At 68.2% G+C, this 14196-nt stretch carries 11 protein-coding genes; 3 read left to right on the top strand and 8 right to left on the bottom strand.

The genetic code is table 11. The features are described 5' to 3' along the window. Window positions 1-14: 14 nt before the first annotated feature. The gene (locus VNW53_RS09070; RefSeq protein ID WP_325555171.1) at window positions 15-980 is read right to left on the bottom strand and encodes a hypothetical protein; all 966 of its coding nucleotides are present in this window, start codon (window positions 978-980) and stop codon (window positions 15-17) included. 388 nt (window positions 981-1368) lie between these two features. After that, window positions 1369-2085 carry a CPBP family intramembrane glutamic endopeptidase, BDIM_20840 family gene (locus VNW53_RS09065; RefSeq protein ID WP_325555170.1) on the bottom strand — a complete coding sequence of 239 codons (717 nt, stop codon included), beginning with the start codon at window positions 2083-2085 and terminating at the stop codon, window positions 1369-1371. A gap of 416 nt (window positions 2086-2501) precedes the next feature. Here VNW53_RS09065 and VNW53_RS09060 point away from each other — a divergent pair, with 416 nt between their 5' ends. Then, window positions 2502-3281, top strand: coding sequence for a hypothetical protein (locus VNW53_RS09060; protein ID WP_325555169.1), 780 nt, complete (start codon window positions 2502-2504; stop codon window positions 3279-3281). 23 nt (window positions 3282-3304) lie between these two features. Here the strand turns inward: VNW53_RS09060 and VNW53_RS09055 are convergent, their stop codons facing one another. After that, a complete protein-coding gene (locus VNW53_RS09055) occupies window positions 3305-4357 on the bottom strand; it encodes a ribonucleotide-diphosphate reductase subunit beta (protein ID WP_325555167.1) in 1053 nt (350 codons plus the stop codon). Between the two features lie 105 nt (window positions 4358-4462). Between VNW53_RS09055 and VNW53_RS09050 the strand changes: the two genes are divergently transcribed. Next, window positions 4463-5119 carry a glutathione S-transferase family protein gene (locus VNW53_RS09050; RefSeq protein ID WP_325555165.1) on the top strand — a complete coding sequence of 219 codons (657 nt, stop codon included), beginning with the start codon at window positions 4463-4465 and terminating at the stop codon, window positions 5117-5119. A gap of 211 nt (window positions 5120-5330) precedes the next feature. Here VNW53_RS09050 and VNW53_RS09045 read toward each other — a convergent pair whose 3' ends face one another. The 4 genes from VNW53_RS09045 to putA form a co-directional block, all read right to left on the bottom strand. Further along, complete coding sequence (locus VNW53_RS09045; RefSeq protein ID WP_325555163.1) at window positions 5331-6218, bottom strand: lipid A-modifier LpxR family protein; 888 nt, start codon at window positions 6216-6218, stop codon at window positions 5331-5333. Window positions 6219-6486: 268 nt separating this feature from the next. Next, window positions 6487-8346, bottom strand: coding sequence for a ribonucleoside-diphosphate reductase subunit alpha (locus VNW53_RS09040; RefSeq protein WP_325555161.1), 1860 nt, complete (start codon window positions 8344-8346; stop codon window positions 6487-6489). A 293-nt stretch (window positions 8347-8639) separates the two neighbouring features. Beyond that, the gene (sbmA, locus tag VNW53_RS09035; RefSeq protein ID WP_349255828.1) at window positions 8640-9869 is read right to left on the bottom strand and encodes a peptide antibiotic transporter SbmA; all 1230 of its coding nucleotides are present in this window, start codon (window positions 9867-9869) and stop codon (window positions 8640-8642) included. Between the two features lie 187 nt (window positions 9870-10056). After that, window positions 10057-13143: a bifunctional proline dehydrogenase/L-glutamate gamma-semialdehyde dehydrogenase PutA gene (gene putA / locus VNW53_RS09030; protein ID WP_325555157.1), complete on the bottom strand. Its 3087-nt coding sequence runs from the start codon at window positions 13141-13143 to the stop codon at window positions 10057-10059. 103 nt (window positions 13144-13246) lie between these two features. Between putA and VNW53_RS09025 the strand changes: the two genes are divergently transcribed. Next, complete coding sequence (locus VNW53_RS09025; protein ID WP_325555155.1) at window positions 13247-13717, top strand: Lrp/AsnC ligand binding domain-containing protein; 471 nt, start codon at window positions 13247-13249, stop codon at window positions 13715-13717. A 93-nt stretch (window positions 13718-13810) separates the two neighbouring features. On the opposite strand, the gene VNW53_RS09020 is transcribed toward VNW53_RS09025, so the two are convergent. Further along, window positions 13811-14196 (bottom strand): OmpA family protein (locus VNW53_RS09020; RefSeq protein WP_325555153.1); only part of this gene is annotated, 386 nt, incomplete at its 5' end.

Genomic DNA, 14196 nt, shown 5'->3' with positions numbered 1-14196 from the left:
GAGCGCCGAAAGCCCTAGCCGCGCCGCGCGGTCCGCCACCCCGGCCGCCTGGCCAGCCGGTTCACCGCCCGCTGCAGGGGCGCGGCCTCGCGCTTCGTCGCCGCCAGGGCGAACGGGCCGTTGCGCTCCCAGATCTCGATCATCTGGTCGGTCAGCCACTCGGCCCGCACGTCACAGGCCAGCGTCACTTCCCGCGCGAAATCCGGCCAGCGCCGATACCAGCCATAGAGCGTCCGCGCGCTCGGCATGTCCGCCTCGGCCCCGAGGCTGCGCAGCGACGCGCCCGCCACGATCCGCTCGCCGATGGTCTCGCACAGCGCCTCCATCCGCGCCCGGCCCCGCGCCGCGGCCGCCGCCCGTCTTCCGACCGCCATCGCCACCCTCAGCGCCCGGCTCCACTCCGGCTGCTCCCGCCGCCAACGGTCCAGGACCGCCAGGCACGGCAGCGACGCATCCGACGCCAGGACCCGCCGCAGCCCCGCCCCGCGCATCACCGCCAGCAGCACCCGGTCGGCCACGGCCTCGTCCCAGGCCCGCCAACGCCCGTGGCCCGTCGAAGAGCGCCGCGAATACCGCCCCTCGCGCAGCCGCCACAGCGCCGCCTGGAATTCCCCCTGCGTCCGCCGCCAGTGCCGATAGGTCGCCTGGCTCGGCATGCCCTCGCGCCCCAGCAGCGACCGGACCGGCTCCCCCGCCGCCGCCCGCGCCAGGAACGCCGCCGCCACCGCCTCGTCGAACGCGAACCGCCGCGCCCAGTCTCCCCGCCGCCGCGCCGCCGCCAGGTCCGCCGCGAACAGCGGATCGCCGCGCCGCCACCCCCGCACCGTGTCCGCCGACGGCATGTCCGGCCCAGCGCAGATCGCCGCCACCGTCTCCCCGCCCGCCACACGGGCGACGACGGCGGCCTTCAGGACGGAGCGGTTGGGATAGGCGAAGGGCATGGGGAGAGAGTAGCGCAGCTCGCTGGGATACGAGAACATTTAACGAACACAAGTGCTCGGCTCATATCCGCGAAAGCGGCAAAGCCCGTGGCCCAGCCCTCCGCCGGACAGGCCGAGCCATGGATCTCATGCCAGCCCCAAATCCCCCCCAGCCCAAAGGGCGATTGAGGGGGAGGTGGATCGCGGCGCAGCCGCGAGACGGAGGGGGTTCAAGCCCCCGGCGTCTGACACCTCCTGCCGGCGGCCGTGGCGCCGACCGCGGCTCGAAGCACCTGACGGAGCGGGCCGGAACCCCCTCCGGCCCTTCGGGCCACCTCCCCCTCAATCGGGCTCCGCCCTGGGGGAGGATCTTCAGGTGGCCGTCCGTCGGACAGGCAGAGCCATGGATCGCCGGCCGGGAGGGCTCTTGGGCGCGGCTCGGGAACCCCTAAAGCAGCAGCGGAATGGCGTTGCCGAAATTGTGGAGCAGGACAGGGAGCAGCAGGCTTCCCGTGCGCAGGCGCATCCAGACGGCGATGAAGGCAGGCAAGGCGGTCACCGCCATCGTCATCGGGTCGAGCGCGACGTGGCCATGAGAGAAATTGAAGGCGTGGGCGAGACCGAACAGCGCGCAGGACAAGACGGCGCCCCAGCCCCAGTCCGCCCCCAACACCCGGGCGCGCGCGGTGAACGCCCGATCGAGCGCGAGCAACAGGACGCCGCGATAGAAGGGCTCCTCCTCCAGGCCCGGCATGGTGAGTTGGAAGGCGAGGGTCTCCGGTGAGACCGACTCATTCGGGGAGATCAAGGCGATCACCACGAAGACCCCGCAGTAGAGCAGCGCCACCAGGAGGCAGCTCTTCAGGCTGCCCTCAGCCTGCGCGAACGTCAGGCCCGACCGCCTCCACCCGAACGCCGGCAGCGCGGCCACGGCCAGCGTGGCGGCCAGGGCGAGGACCTTGCCTTGCCAGTTCCAGGCGCTCTTCGGAATGACGTGCGGCAGCAGGCCATACCCGCGCGTGAGCAGGAAGTCGTTGAGCAGCACCAGTCCCGCGGCGACCAGCAGCCATCGCAACGAGAAGCTTTCCCGGCGCGTGAAGCCGATCGCGCCGCCGACCATCAGCAACAGCGCGATGACCGCCGCCGTCTGAATAATCCCGTCCACTGCGCCCCCCAGGGTCGCCCCCACCCGTCAGGACGTAGTTCTGCACGAAGGGGGCCAGTTCTCAACGCGCGGTTGAGCATTCGTCCAAAGGTGTCCGCCCCCAACCCCGCTCATCCCCGCGTTCGCGGGGACGAGCGGACGTGGAGCAAGCCCGCAGTAAGGCGTCCGTCGGACAGGCCGAGCCATAGATCTCATGGCAGCCAGTTTGCCTGCCGGTCTCGGCAACTCAAGGACGGCGCAAAGCGCCGCCGCCCCGCGGCCGGCCAGGGGCCGGTCCTTGACTTGCCGAGACCGGCAGGCTCGCATCCACCGTGAGATTTAGGGGCAGGAGGCGCCTACGGCGCGTCCGTGAAGATTAGGGCTCAATCTTGAAGCAAATATCAGACGACGAACCACTAGCCGAGGACCTAGCGCTGGTGCTGGGGAAACTTCCCGGAATCCAAATGTCTCGCCCGCTATTTCGCTACTTTGACGAACACCAGCGTTACATTTCATTCTTCATGTTCGTCAATAACTTAGCGTCCCGGGCGGATGAGGTTCGCGTCACCGCCGCCGAGGCGTTGCTGAAAGTATACCCTGAAGAGGCTCAAGAGGCGCGCCGATATCGGGAAATGACGGAAAATCCAAGCTTGGTATTTGATCAACTTAAGGCATTTGCAGATATACAATCTCGAAATCTCCTCCTTACCGCAGTAAACAACTTCCTTTGCTATTTTTCTGAAGCCATCCAGGCAGCGATGGCAAAACGGCCGGAGATGTTGAGGTCGAGCGCAACTATGCGCGTTGACGAGGTGCTTACGTTCAGGCGCCGATCCGAACTTGTCGCATATCTTGTAGATCGACAGGTAAACGAGCTTTCGTATGGCGGCCTCTTGCGAATGGAGGAATATATGCGGGACCGCCTCGGGATCGAACCATTTATCACTGAGGATTCAAGATCTTTGATGATAGTCGCAATTGAATTGCGAAACGTTCACACCCACGCAAGGGGTATTATCAACGACTTGTTTCTTGGCAGAGTCAAAGAACACATGGGATTCAAATTTGTACGAGGCCGACGCTTCCACGTTGATCTAGATGAGTTCGCCAATATTATGTCGAACAACATAGAAGTCGCCTGTCGAATTGACACGGCGCTTGCATCCAAATTCGGTATTAGGCGCAAGCGCTTTAGTGCTTGGCGCGCGACGTCCTAGGATCGGCAATCTAACCGCCCCCCCTACCCCGCCACCACCCCCGCCTCCGCCTTCTTCACCTGCATCCGCTCGAACGCCGCCCACACCCCGTCATTCCCGTGCCACTGCCCGCGGGTAGCCGCCTTGGAATACTCCGTGCTCCGCGCCTCGAAGAAGTTGGCGTGCTCGACCCCGCTCAGCATCGACTGCAGCCAGGGCAGCGGGTTTTCCTTCACCCCGAACACTTCCGGGAGCTGGAGCTGGCGCAGGCGCCAGTCGGCGATGAAGCGGATGTAGGCCTTGATGTCGTCGGGCGTCATGCCCTGGACCTCGCCGGCCTCGAAGGCCAGGTCGATGAACTTGTCCTCCAGGCCCACCACCGTCTTGCAGCAGTCGACGATGTCGTCGGCCACGGCCTTGGTCACCGCCCCGGTCTCGGCGTTGAAGGCATGGTAGAGCTGGACGATCCCTTCGCAATGCAGGCTTTCGTCGCGCACCGACCAGGAGACGATCTGGCCCATGCCCTTCATCTTGTTGTGGCGCGGGAAGTTCATCAGCATGGCGAAGCTGGCGAACAGCTGGAGCCCCTCGGTGAAGCCGCCGAACATGGCCAGGGTGCGGGCGATGTCGGCGTTGGTCTCGACGCCGAACTTCTGCATGTAGTCGTGCTTGTCGCGCATCGCCTGGAATTCCAGGAAGGCCGTGAACTCCGAGTCCGGCATGCCGATGGTCTCGAGCAGCAGGGCGTAGGCGGCGATGTGGATCGTCTCCATGTTGGAGAAGGCCGCCAGCATCATCTTCACTTCGGTCGGTTTGAAGACGCGGGCGTAGCGCTCCATGTAGTTGTCGTTCACCTCGACGTCGGACTGGGTGAAGAATCGGAAGATCTGGGTCAGCAGGTTGCGTTCGCGGTCGTTGAGCTTGGTGGCCCAGTCCTTCAGGTCCTCGCCCAGCGGCACCTCTTCGGGCATCCAGTGGACCTGCTGCTGGCGCTTCCAGAAGTCGTAGGCCCAGGGGTAGCGGAAGGGTTTGTAGGCCGCCGAGGGCGTGAGCAGGCCGGGCAGGACGCGGACGTTGGAGGCGGGTCGTTGAGTCATCTCGGTCGCCCTGTCGGCATGGTTTCGTCCGGGTTAACGTGACGCAAGATGTAGTGGTCGGCAAGCGTCAGCACGCCGCATCTAGGGGTTATCCACGAGGTTGTGATGAGCAGGGGATATGTCCTTTACGGCGCGGCGGGGTCCGGGTCGGTGGCGGTCGAGGCGGCGCTGACGCTGCTGGGGGAGCCCTATCGGGTGGTGGAGCGCGCCACCTGGAAGGACGCGGCGGTCCGCGAGGAGATGGCGCGGGTCAATCCCATGCGCCAGGTGCCGGCGCTGATCCTGCCCACCGGCGAATTGATGACCGAGAGCGCCGCGATCCTGACGCTGCTGGCCGACGGCTGCGCCGACTCGGGCCTGGCGCCGGGCCTCGAGTCGCCGATGCGGCCCCGGTTCCTGCGCTGGATGAGCTTCATCTCCGCCCAGATCTATTCGCTCTACTGGGTGCGCGACGACATCACACGGCTGGCGGCCGACGCGGGCCACGAAGCCGTGATCCGCGAGCGCACGGCCGCGCGGATCACCGACTGCTGGCGGATCATGGGCGAGCAGGCGGCGCCGGCCGGCCGCTTCCTGCTGGGCGACGAGGTCTCGGTCCTCGACCTCTACCTGGCCGTGGTGTCCCGCTGGGGGCCGCGGCGGAAGAGCTTCTACGCCGCCGCCCCCGGCCTGGCCGGAGTTGTCCGCGCCGTGGACGCCGAACCGCGCCTGGCCGCGCTCTGGGCCGAACGATTCCCGTTCGCCGAGGGCTGGGAAGGGTAGAACCTCCTCTCCCCCGACGCGAAGCGCGAGGGGAGAGGGTAGGGTGAGGGGCGGTGCGTGCGGAGGTAATCCGCCAATCGTCCCGCCATGACCATGAACGGCGCCGCCGCCGATTTTCGCGTCACCGACGGGAGAGACGGACGGGTCCCAGCCGCCCCTCTCCCTACCCTCTCCCCTCGGACTTCGTCTCGGGGGCGAGGCGTTGGACGCGCTAGCTGCCCGGCCGGATCGACAGCGAGAAGGCCACCATCGAATCGGCTTTGGGGTCGACGCCGAACAGCATGTTCTGGCCCTTCACCTGGCGGTGGATGTAGCCGAGCGAGGTCTGCATCGCGCCGCGGCGCCAGCCGACGCCGACCTGGGCGTCGCCGATCAGGCTGGCCGTGGCGTCGGTGGAGAAGCCGGCGCGGTCCCAGCCGGTGTCGCCGTGCAGCATGTTGAGGCCCACCGCGCGGCCGGTGGCGGCGGCGAACAGGTACCAGCGGCCGCGGTCGCCGAAGGCCGCGCCGTCGCGCACGCCCATGGCGGTCAGCCGCTGCTTCAGGCTGGCGTCGCCCTGCATCAGGCGCAGCGTCGCCCCGGCCTCGGCCGAGCCGCCGAAGCTGGTGACGCCGACGCCGGCGTGCGGGGTCAGGTCCAGGCCGAAGCCCCTGCCGTCGTAGGCCAGGGCCGCCGGCCAGTCGCGGGTCACCGCCACCTCGTAGGCTTGCGGATCGTACTGGGCGCGCCCCAGGTTCAGCGGCAGGCCGAGCGGCGTGCGCAGGACCCCGCCGACGCTGATGCGGATCGAGTCGACCGGCCCGTCGCGGCCGGGCGGCGTGAGCGTGGCGGCGCCGGTCATCCAGCGCACCAGGCCCGCGCCCGGCTCGTAGGTCTCGCGGTCGATCAGGCGGCTAACCGGATCGACGGACTGGGTCGCGGCGCGCGGGGCGAAGGCGGCGCCGTTCAGCAGCGCAAGCGCCGCGATCGGGTCGTCATCGCCCTTGGGCGGCTGGATCTGGGTGGAGAGCGGGAGTTCGCCGGTGAGCGATTGCGCGCTCGCGGCGCTCGCCGCGGCGCAGGTCAGGACGGTGGCCAGTATAGCCAGCGGCCGCATCATCGGCTCTCCTCAGACCGCAATTCCGAGCGTGCGGTCCGTCGCAATAGCGATAGAGCGCAAACGGAACTGTGGTTCCCCGCGAGCAGCCTAGGCATGGGCCCAGGCTTCCGCGAGTCAAATCTGGGGTATGCAAATCTCGTGCCGCGCACCTGGCTCCCCCTCGGATTCAGGGACGCCGCCGCTACGCCGCGACCTCAGGCGCGCCGGCCCGAGGTCGTTTTCCTGCCGGCGATCGGCGGGAGGGCTGTTAGGCTTGGGAAATCCCCGCCTATTGGCAGGCGAGGCATTCCTCGTAGTCGGTCTTCGCCACGCCGGACATGTCGACCGCCGCATGGGTCTCGCCGCCCGCGTGGCTCGCCCGCTGCACGGACTTGGACCGCAGGTAGTAGAGCGACTTGCACCCCCGCTCCCACGCCTGCCAGTGGAGCATGTGCAGGTCCCACTTATCGACATCGCCCGGCAGGAAGATGTTGATCGACTGGGACTGGCAGATTTCCGGCGTCCGGTCGGCCGCCAGCTCGACGACCCAGCGCTGGTCGATCTCGAAGGCCGTCTTGTAGACGTCCTTGTCGTCCTGGCTGAGGAAGTCGAGGTGCTGGACCGAGCCCTCGTTCTCGAGGATCGAGTCCCAGACAGCCGCGGTGTTGTGGCCTTTGCTCTCGAGGAGCTTCTCCAGGTAGGGGCTCTTCACCGCGAAGGTCCCCGACAGGGTCTTGTGGCTGTAGATGTTCGCCGGGATCGGCTCGATGCCGGCCGACGTGCCGCCGCAGATGATCGAGATCGAGGCGGTGGGCGCGATGGCGAGCTTGTGGGAAAAGCGCTCCATCATGCCGCGCTCCTCGGCGTCGGGGCAGGGTCCGCGCTCGACGGCCAGGGTCCGCGAGGCCGCGTCGCACTGACGGCGCAGCGTCTTGAAGAGCCGCATGTTCCAGCTCTTGGCGAGCGCGCTCTCGAACGGCACGTTCTGCTGCTGCAGGAAGGTGTGGAAGCCCATCAGGCCCAGGCCCACCGAGCGCTCGCGCCTGGCCGCGTAGACGGCGTTGGCCATCTCCGGCGGGGCGCGGTCGATGAAGTCCTGCAGGACGTTATCGAGGAAGCGCATGACGTCCTCGATGAACGTCGGGTGGTCGCGCCACTCCAGGAAGGTTTCGGCGTTGACGCTCGACAGGCAGCAGACGGCCGTGCGCTCGGCGCCCAGGTGATCCTTGCCGGTGTGCAGCATGATCTCGGAACAGAGGTTGGACTGCCGCACCGAGAGGCCCAGCTCGCGCTGATGCTGCGGCATGGCGCGGTTCACGGTGTCGGCGAAGATCAGGTAGGGCTCGCCGGTCTGCAGGCGGATCTCGAGGATCTTCTGCCACAGCGAGCGGGCGTCGACCTCGCGGACGACCTCCTTGGTCTTGGGCGAGCGCAGGCCGAACATGGCGCCGTCGCGCACGGCTTCCATGAACTCGTCGGTGATCGAGATGCCGTGGTGGAGGTTCAGGCTCTTGCGGTTGAAGTCGCCGGAGGGTTTGCGGATCTCCAGGAACTCCTCGATCTCGGGATGGTGGATGTCGAGGTAGACCGCCGCCGAGCCGCGGCGCAGCGAGCCCTGGCTGATGGCGAGCGTCAGCGAGTCCATCACCCGGATGAAGGGGATGATGCCGCTGGTCTGGCCCGCGCCCTTCACCTTCTCGCCGATCGAGCGCACGCCACCCCAATAGGTGCCGATGCCGCCGCCGTTGGAGGCCAGGTGGACGTTCTCGTTCCAGACGCCCTGGATGCCTTCGAGGCTGTCCGGCACGGCGTTCAGGAAGCAGGAGATCGGCAGGCCGCGGTTCGCGCCGCCGTTCGACAGCACCGGCGTCGAGGGCATGAACCACAGCTTCGAGATGTAGTCGTAAATCCGTTGCGCATGGTCGGCATCGTCGGCGTAGGCCGTGGCGACTCGTGCGAACATGTCCTGGTAGCTCTCGCCCGCCAGCAGGTAGCGGTCCTCGAGCGTGGTCTTGCCGAAATCGGTCAGCAAGGCGTCCCGCGCGCGGTCGACCTCGACCTTCCGGACCAGCGTGAGCTGCGGGCGCGCCGCGGCGTCCGCAACCCGTTCAATAGCCTCGGCAATCCCAACTTTCGCCGCTTCACTCATCGTTCCTGACCCATGCCCCTCTCGGAACCCGGCTCGATCAAGCCCTGTTCCCCTGCCCCACATGTTGTGGGCGTGACGCCCGAACAACCTACATATGGGGCACCCGTCCTAATGACTCGTCAATGAGGGCCATGGTTCGGCCCCCAGATTTTTTCGTAAACCAGGGGTTAACAGCCGCACCTGCCCCTCGGCAGATCAAGGGCTTGGCGCGCATTGCCGCACCCCCGCTCACGACACTGTGACCGACCGACAGGGCGAGCCGCGTGATGCGGAGACAAACGCCGCCAGGGGCGTCAACCTTGGCGCAAGGCCGGCGCGGCGCGCTGCTCCCGGATCACGGCCTCGAAGCCCCGCAGGCGCTTGTAGATCGACTGCAGCTCGACGATCGTCGACCAGGAGTTGACCAGGTACTGGAACGAGCCCCGGACCTGATCGAAGGCGTTGAGGATCTGCTGCAGCAGCCCAAGGGTGATCGCTCCCGCCACGATGGCCGGCGCCAGAACGATGTAGGGGAAGATGGTGTCGATCTGCAGATAGATAATCCGGCCGATGTTGAAGTACATGTAATTGAAATATAGACGGAAATAGCTCCTCCGAACGTCCTCGAACAGCCCTCGGACCGTGGGCGGCCGGGCGCGCGCGGGGTCGTCCTCGCCATAGACCAGCTCTTTGCGGTAGGCGGCCTCGACGAGCTGGTTGCGGAAATTGAGCCCCGGGAGGCGAACCCCGATCACCGCCAGGAAGCCCGTGCCGAACAGCGACCAGACGACCGCGGCAAGCACCAGCCCATGGGGGACGCGGCCGATCACGGGCAGCACGTCCACGTTCGCGGAGAGGCGGAGCAGCACCGGCAGGAACGCGATCAGGGTCATGACCGAGTTGATCAGGCTGACCCCGAGGTCCTCGGTGGTGGCCGCGAAGCGCATGGTGTCCTCCTGGACCCGCTGCGCTGCGCCCTCGACAGCTCGAAGTTCGCGCCAGTGGTCCAGGTAGTAGTCGTTCATGGCCATCCGCCAGCGGAACACGTAGTGGCTCACGAAGAAGAGGGTGAGCACGCCCACGACAACCGCGGCGAGAGCGATGTCCGAAAAGGTCAGGAGCTGGCCGTAGAATTGCGAGAGCGTGACGTGTCCCTTGTGGCTCAGGGCGGCCTGGACCAGGTCGTAGAACGGCCCGTACCAGTTGTTGATGGCGACGCTGACCTCGACCTGGAGGTAGGTGGCGAACAGGATCAAGGCCGACCCGAGGATCGACCAGCGCCACCAGCGGTGGGGCGCGGCGAGTCGCCAGGCCGCGGCGAACAGGCCAACGCTGATCGCGAAGTAGAGGTCGAACCAGAGGAACGGCTTCGACCAGAACATCGAGACCCCGATGATCGGCGGCGCGCCCGGCGCTGCCGGAGGCAGTCCGATGTGGGCGCCGAAATCGCGCCCTCCGGCGTACCACAGGGCCACCGAGAGGCCCGTCCAGAGCAACGCCGACCAGCCGAAGATCCCCGGCCGAGGAAAGAACGCCACGAACATCAGCCACCGACCCCCAGGGGATGCGAAGGGCCTTGCGAAACACGTCTATCCACTACGATGCCTGACATCCGTCCGGTGCTCGGAAACGCCTCCCAGGCAGCGGCAGATGTTATATTATAACGGCAACGTTGTGGCGCCCCCGCGTCGGGCGCGGACACAAACGTCCGAGGAAACCGCCGGCCGTCCTTCAGGAATTCAGGTTCAGCAGCGCCGGGTCGCCGCCCTGGGCGGCGATGTTGACGCTCACCGCACGTTCCACGGCATAGCGCAACAGGGCGTTGGGACCGCCCGCCTTGGGGCCGGTGCCCGACAGCCCCTCGCCGCCGAAGGGCTGGACGCCCACCACCGCCCCGATCATCGAGCGGTTCACGTAGGCGTTGCCGGCGGGGACCAGGCTGCGGACCTGCTCGGCGAAGGCCTCGATGCGGCTGTGCACGCCCAACGTCAGGCCGTAGCCCGCCGCGGCAAGCGGCGCCGCGGCGGCGGCCAGGTCGTTGGCGTCATAGCGCACCACATGCAGGATCGGCCCGAAGACCTCCTTCTGCAGGAAGGCGGCGGACGGGATCTCCGCCAGGACCGGGCCGAAGAAGTGGCCGCCGGACGGCGCCGCCAGTTCGTGCAGCACCTTGGCCTCCTCGCCCAGCCGCTGGCGGTGGGCGGCCAGGGCGGCGCGCGCGTCCTCGTCGATCACCGGGCCGACGTCCGTGCGCGGGTCGGCCGGGTCGCCCAGGACCAGGGCGTCCATCGCGCCAGCCAGGCCCTCGATCAGGGCGTCGGCGGTCTCGTGCGGGGCGAACAGCATGCGCAGGGCCGAGCAACGCTGGCCCGCCGAGCCGAAGGCCGAGGCGATGACGTCGTCGATCACCTGTTCGCGCAGGGCGGTGGTATCCACGAACATGGCGTTCAGGCCGCCGGTCTCGGCGATGAAGGGCACGATCGGGCCGTTGCGGGCGGCCAGCGTGCGGTTGATCGCCCAGGCGGTGTCTGTGCCGCCGGTGAAGGCCACGCCGGCGCAGGACCGGTGCGCGACCAGGGCCTGGCCGACGGTCGCGCCATCGCCCGGCAGCAGGTGCAGCAGGTCCGGGTCCAGGCCCGCGGCGTGGTAGAGGCGCACGGCCTCGGCGGCGATCAGCGGGGTCTGCTCGGCGGGCTTGGCCAGGACCGCGTTGCCGGCGGCCAACGCCGCGGCGATCTGGCCGGTGAAGATGGCGAGGGGAAAATTCCACGGACTGATGCAGGCGAAGACGCCGCGTCCGTGCAGGGAGAGCTGGTTGGTCTCGCCCACCGGCCCGCGCAGGGTCTCCGGATGGGCGAACTGGCGTTCGGCCAACATGGCGTAGTAGCGGCAGAAGTCGGCGGCCTCGCGCACCTCGGCGACGCCGTCCGAGAGCGTCTTGCCCGCCTCACGCGCGCAGATCGCGATCAGCCGCTCGCGGTTGGCCTCCAGGGCGTCGGCCATGGCGCGCAGCACCGGCGCTCGACCCTCGCCGCCCAGGTCGTTCCAGGCCGGCTGGGCCGCCGCCGCCGCCGCGTAGGCGGCGTCGACATCGGCGATCGTGGCGTCCGAGGCCTGGCCGACAGGGCGCGAGAGGTCGGAGGGCGAGACTCGCGGGGCGCCTTTGCCGGAGTTCGTCTTTCCACGGACGATAGGCGCTGCGGTGAGCGGCGGCAGGGCGGCGACCGCGCCGGCCAGGGTCTCGCGGCTGGCGGCGATGGATAGGTCCAGGCCCTGGGAGTTCCTGCGGCTGGGGCCATAGAGGTCGGCGGGCAGCGGGATCCTGGCGTGCGGCGCGCCGCCGGAAGCCTCGACCGTGGCGATCGGGTCGGAGACCACCTTCTCGACCGGCGTGCGCTCGTCCAGCAGGGCGTGCACGAACGAGGTGTTGGCGCCGTTCTCCAGCAGGCGGCGGACCAGATAGGGCAGCAGGTCCTCATGGCTGCCTACCGGGGCGTAGACCCGGAGCGGGAACTCGCCATAGCGCTCGCGCGCGCCGGCGTAGAGCGCCTCGCCCATGCCGTGCAGGCGCTGGAACTCCGGACTGAGGCCCGCCTGCGTGGCCATCAGGCGCACGGCGGCCAAGGTGTGCGCGTTGTGGGTGGCGAACTGGGCGTAGAGCGCGGGCGCCGCGCCCAGCAGCGTGCGGGCGCAGGCGAGGTACGAAAGGTCCGTCGCGGCCTTCGTCGTATAGACTGGATAGCCCGGCAGGCCCGCCACCTGGGCGCGCTTGATCTCCGAGTCCCAATAGGCGCCCTTGACCAGCCGCACCATCAGCCGCCGCCCCGTGGCGCGCGCGATGCCGGCCACCGCCTCTATCACCTGGCGCCCGCGCTTCTGGTAGGCCTGGACCGCCAGGCCCAGGCCCGTCCAGGCCCCGAGCTCGGTTTCGCCGGCCAGCGCCGCAAGCAGTTCCAGGGAGACGACCAGCCGGTCGGCCTCCTCGGCGTCGAGGGTCAGGTTGATGTCGGCGGCGGCCGCCAGCAAGGCCAGGCGCCTGATGCGCGGATAGAGTTCGCCCCACACGCGGTCGGGCTCGCGCGCCTCGTAGCGCGGCGAGAGCGCCGAGAGCTTCACGGAGATGCCGTGCCCGGCCTCCGGGCCCTGGGATCCGGCGTGCTTGCCCACCACCCGGATCGCCGCGGCGTAGGCGGCCTCGTAGCGGTCGGCGTCGGCCTCGGTGCGCGCGCCCTCGCCCAGCATGTCGAAGGAGCAGACGAAGCCGTCCTGGGCCGCGCGCCGAATCGCCTTCTCGATGGTGGCGCCCAGGACGAACTGCTCGCCCATGATTTTCACCGCGGCGCCGACCGCGCGGCGGATCACCGGCTCGCCCAACCGCCCGGCGAGCTTGCGGATGAAGCCCGGCAGGTCGGCGCCGGCTTCCTCGTCCGGATCGATCAGCTTGCCGGTGAGCATCAGGCTCCAGGTCGAGGCGTTGACCAGGATCGAGTCGGAATTGCCGGCGTGGCTCGCCCAGTCGGCCGAGGCGATCTTCTCGGCGATCAGCTTGTCGCGGGTCTCCTCGTCAGGCGTGCGCAGCAGGGCTTCGGCCAGGCACATCAGCGCCAGGCCTTCGCGGGTCGACAGGCTGAACTCCTGCAGGAAGCTCTCGACGACGCCTTGGCGCCGGGCGCCGCGCCGCGCCGCGCGGACCAGGGCGATGGCCTCCTGGCTGACCGCCGCGCGATCTTCGGCGCCCAGGGGCCGGGCGGCCAGCGCCGCGGCGACGGCCTGCCGTTCGTCCAGGAACTTGGCGGCGTCCAGATGATCGAAGGGCATGGCGGTCTCCGTGCTCGACATTCATCCGGAATAGGATCCAATTCCTCGAATGTGCTGCGGATATCCATATAGGGTGCACGACAATCATCGGCAGGAGGCAAGAATGGCGAATATTGTGCGGCTCGACGATATGGACCGCCGCCTCCTGCGGGTGCTGCAGGCCGACGGCCGGATCAGCAACGGCGAGCTTGCGGAACGATGCAGCCTCTCCGCCTCGGCCTGTTCCGATCGCGTGCGGCGGCTGCGGGAGAGCGGCTACATCACCGGCTTCTCCGCCGTGCTGGACCCCGAGAAGGTGGGCCGCGCCCTGCTGATCTTCGTGGAGGTCGTCCTCGACCGCACGACGCCGGAGGTGTTCGAGACCTTCGCCGCCGCGGCGAGGCGGGCTCCGGACGTTCTGGAGTGCCACATGGTGGCCGGCGGCTTCGACTATCTGATCAAGGCGCGCGTGCGCGACTTCGCGGAGTACCGGAAGTTCCTCGGTGAAGTCCTGGTGCGGATCCCGGGCGTCCGGGAAACACGGACCTACGCCGTACTGGAAGAAGTGAAATCCACCACCCAACTGCCGGTGTAGCCGCCCTGCCCGAAACGGGGAGGGATGAAACGCAAGGAGCCCGGCCTTTCGGCCGGGCTCCCGCAACTTTCACCGATCGCTCGGCGGTCGAGATCAGAAGCTGATGTCGACCGTGGAACGGCGGTTCAGCGGTTCCTTCACGCCATCGGCGGTCTGGACGGCGAGGTTGGTCTTGCCCTTCCAGTCGACCGACAGGGCGGTCTGGGCGACGCCCATTCCGACCAGCGCGTCAGCGACGGCCTTAGCGCGGCGTTCCGACAGGCGGATGTTGTAGGCCGCCGAACCGGAGGTGTCGGTGTAACCCACCACAGTCACCTTGGTCGCGTGACCGCCCGAAGCGTAGTTGGCCGCTTCCTGCACCACCGACTGGGCTTCCGGCGTCAGGATGTACTGATCGAACGGGAAGTAGACGATGAACTGCTTGGCCTCATAGGCCGGCGGCGGCGGAGGCGGCGGCGGCGGAGGCGGAGGCGGCGGGG

It is taken from the genome of Phenylobacterium sp. (genome assembly GCF_035569475.1).
In the GTDB taxonomy this organism is placed as follows: domain Bacteria; phylum Pseudomonadota; class Alphaproteobacteria; order Caulobacterales; family Caulobacteraceae; genus Phenylobacterium.
Note: the sequence above shows the minus strand (reverse complement) of the source record. Positions and strands in the feature narration are given on the sequence as shown.

What these genes read in the sequence shown, in the direction of transcription:
- VNW53_RS09070 (WP_325555171.1), bottom strand. Translation starts at nt 980, where the DNA reads ATGTTCTCGTATCCCAGCGAGCTGCGCTACTCTCTCCCCATGCCCTTC.
- VNW53_RS09055 (WP_325555167.1), bottom strand. Translation starts at nt 4,357, where the DNA reads ATGACTCAACGACCCGCCTCCAACGTCCGCGTCCTGCCCGGCCTGCTC.
- VNW53_RS09050 (WP_325555165.1), top strand. Translation starts at nt 4,463, where the DNA reads ATGAGCAGGGGATATGTCCTTTACGGCGCGGCGGGGTCCGGGTCGGTG.
- VNW53_RS09045 (WP_325555163.1), bottom strand. Translation starts at nt 6,218, where the DNA reads ATGATGCGGCCGCTGGCTATACTGGCCACCGTCCTGACCTGCGCCGCG.
- VNW53_RS09040 (WP_325555161.1), bottom strand. Translation starts at nt 8,346, where the DNA reads ATGAGTGAAGCGGCGAAAGTTGGGATTGCCGAGGCTATTGAACGGGTT.
- sbmA (WP_349255828.1), bottom strand. Translation starts at nt 9,869, where the DNA reads ATGTTCGTGGCGTTCTTTCCTCGGCCGGGGATCTTCGGCTGGTCGGCG.
- putA (WP_325555157.1), bottom strand. Translation starts at nt 13,143, where the DNA reads ATGCCCTTCGATCATCTGGACGCCGCCAAGTTCCTGGACGAACGGCAG.
- VNW53_RS09025 (WP_325555155.1), top strand. Translation starts at nt 13,247, where the DNA reads ATGGCGAATATTGTGCGGCTCGACGATATGGACCGCCGCCTCCTGCGG.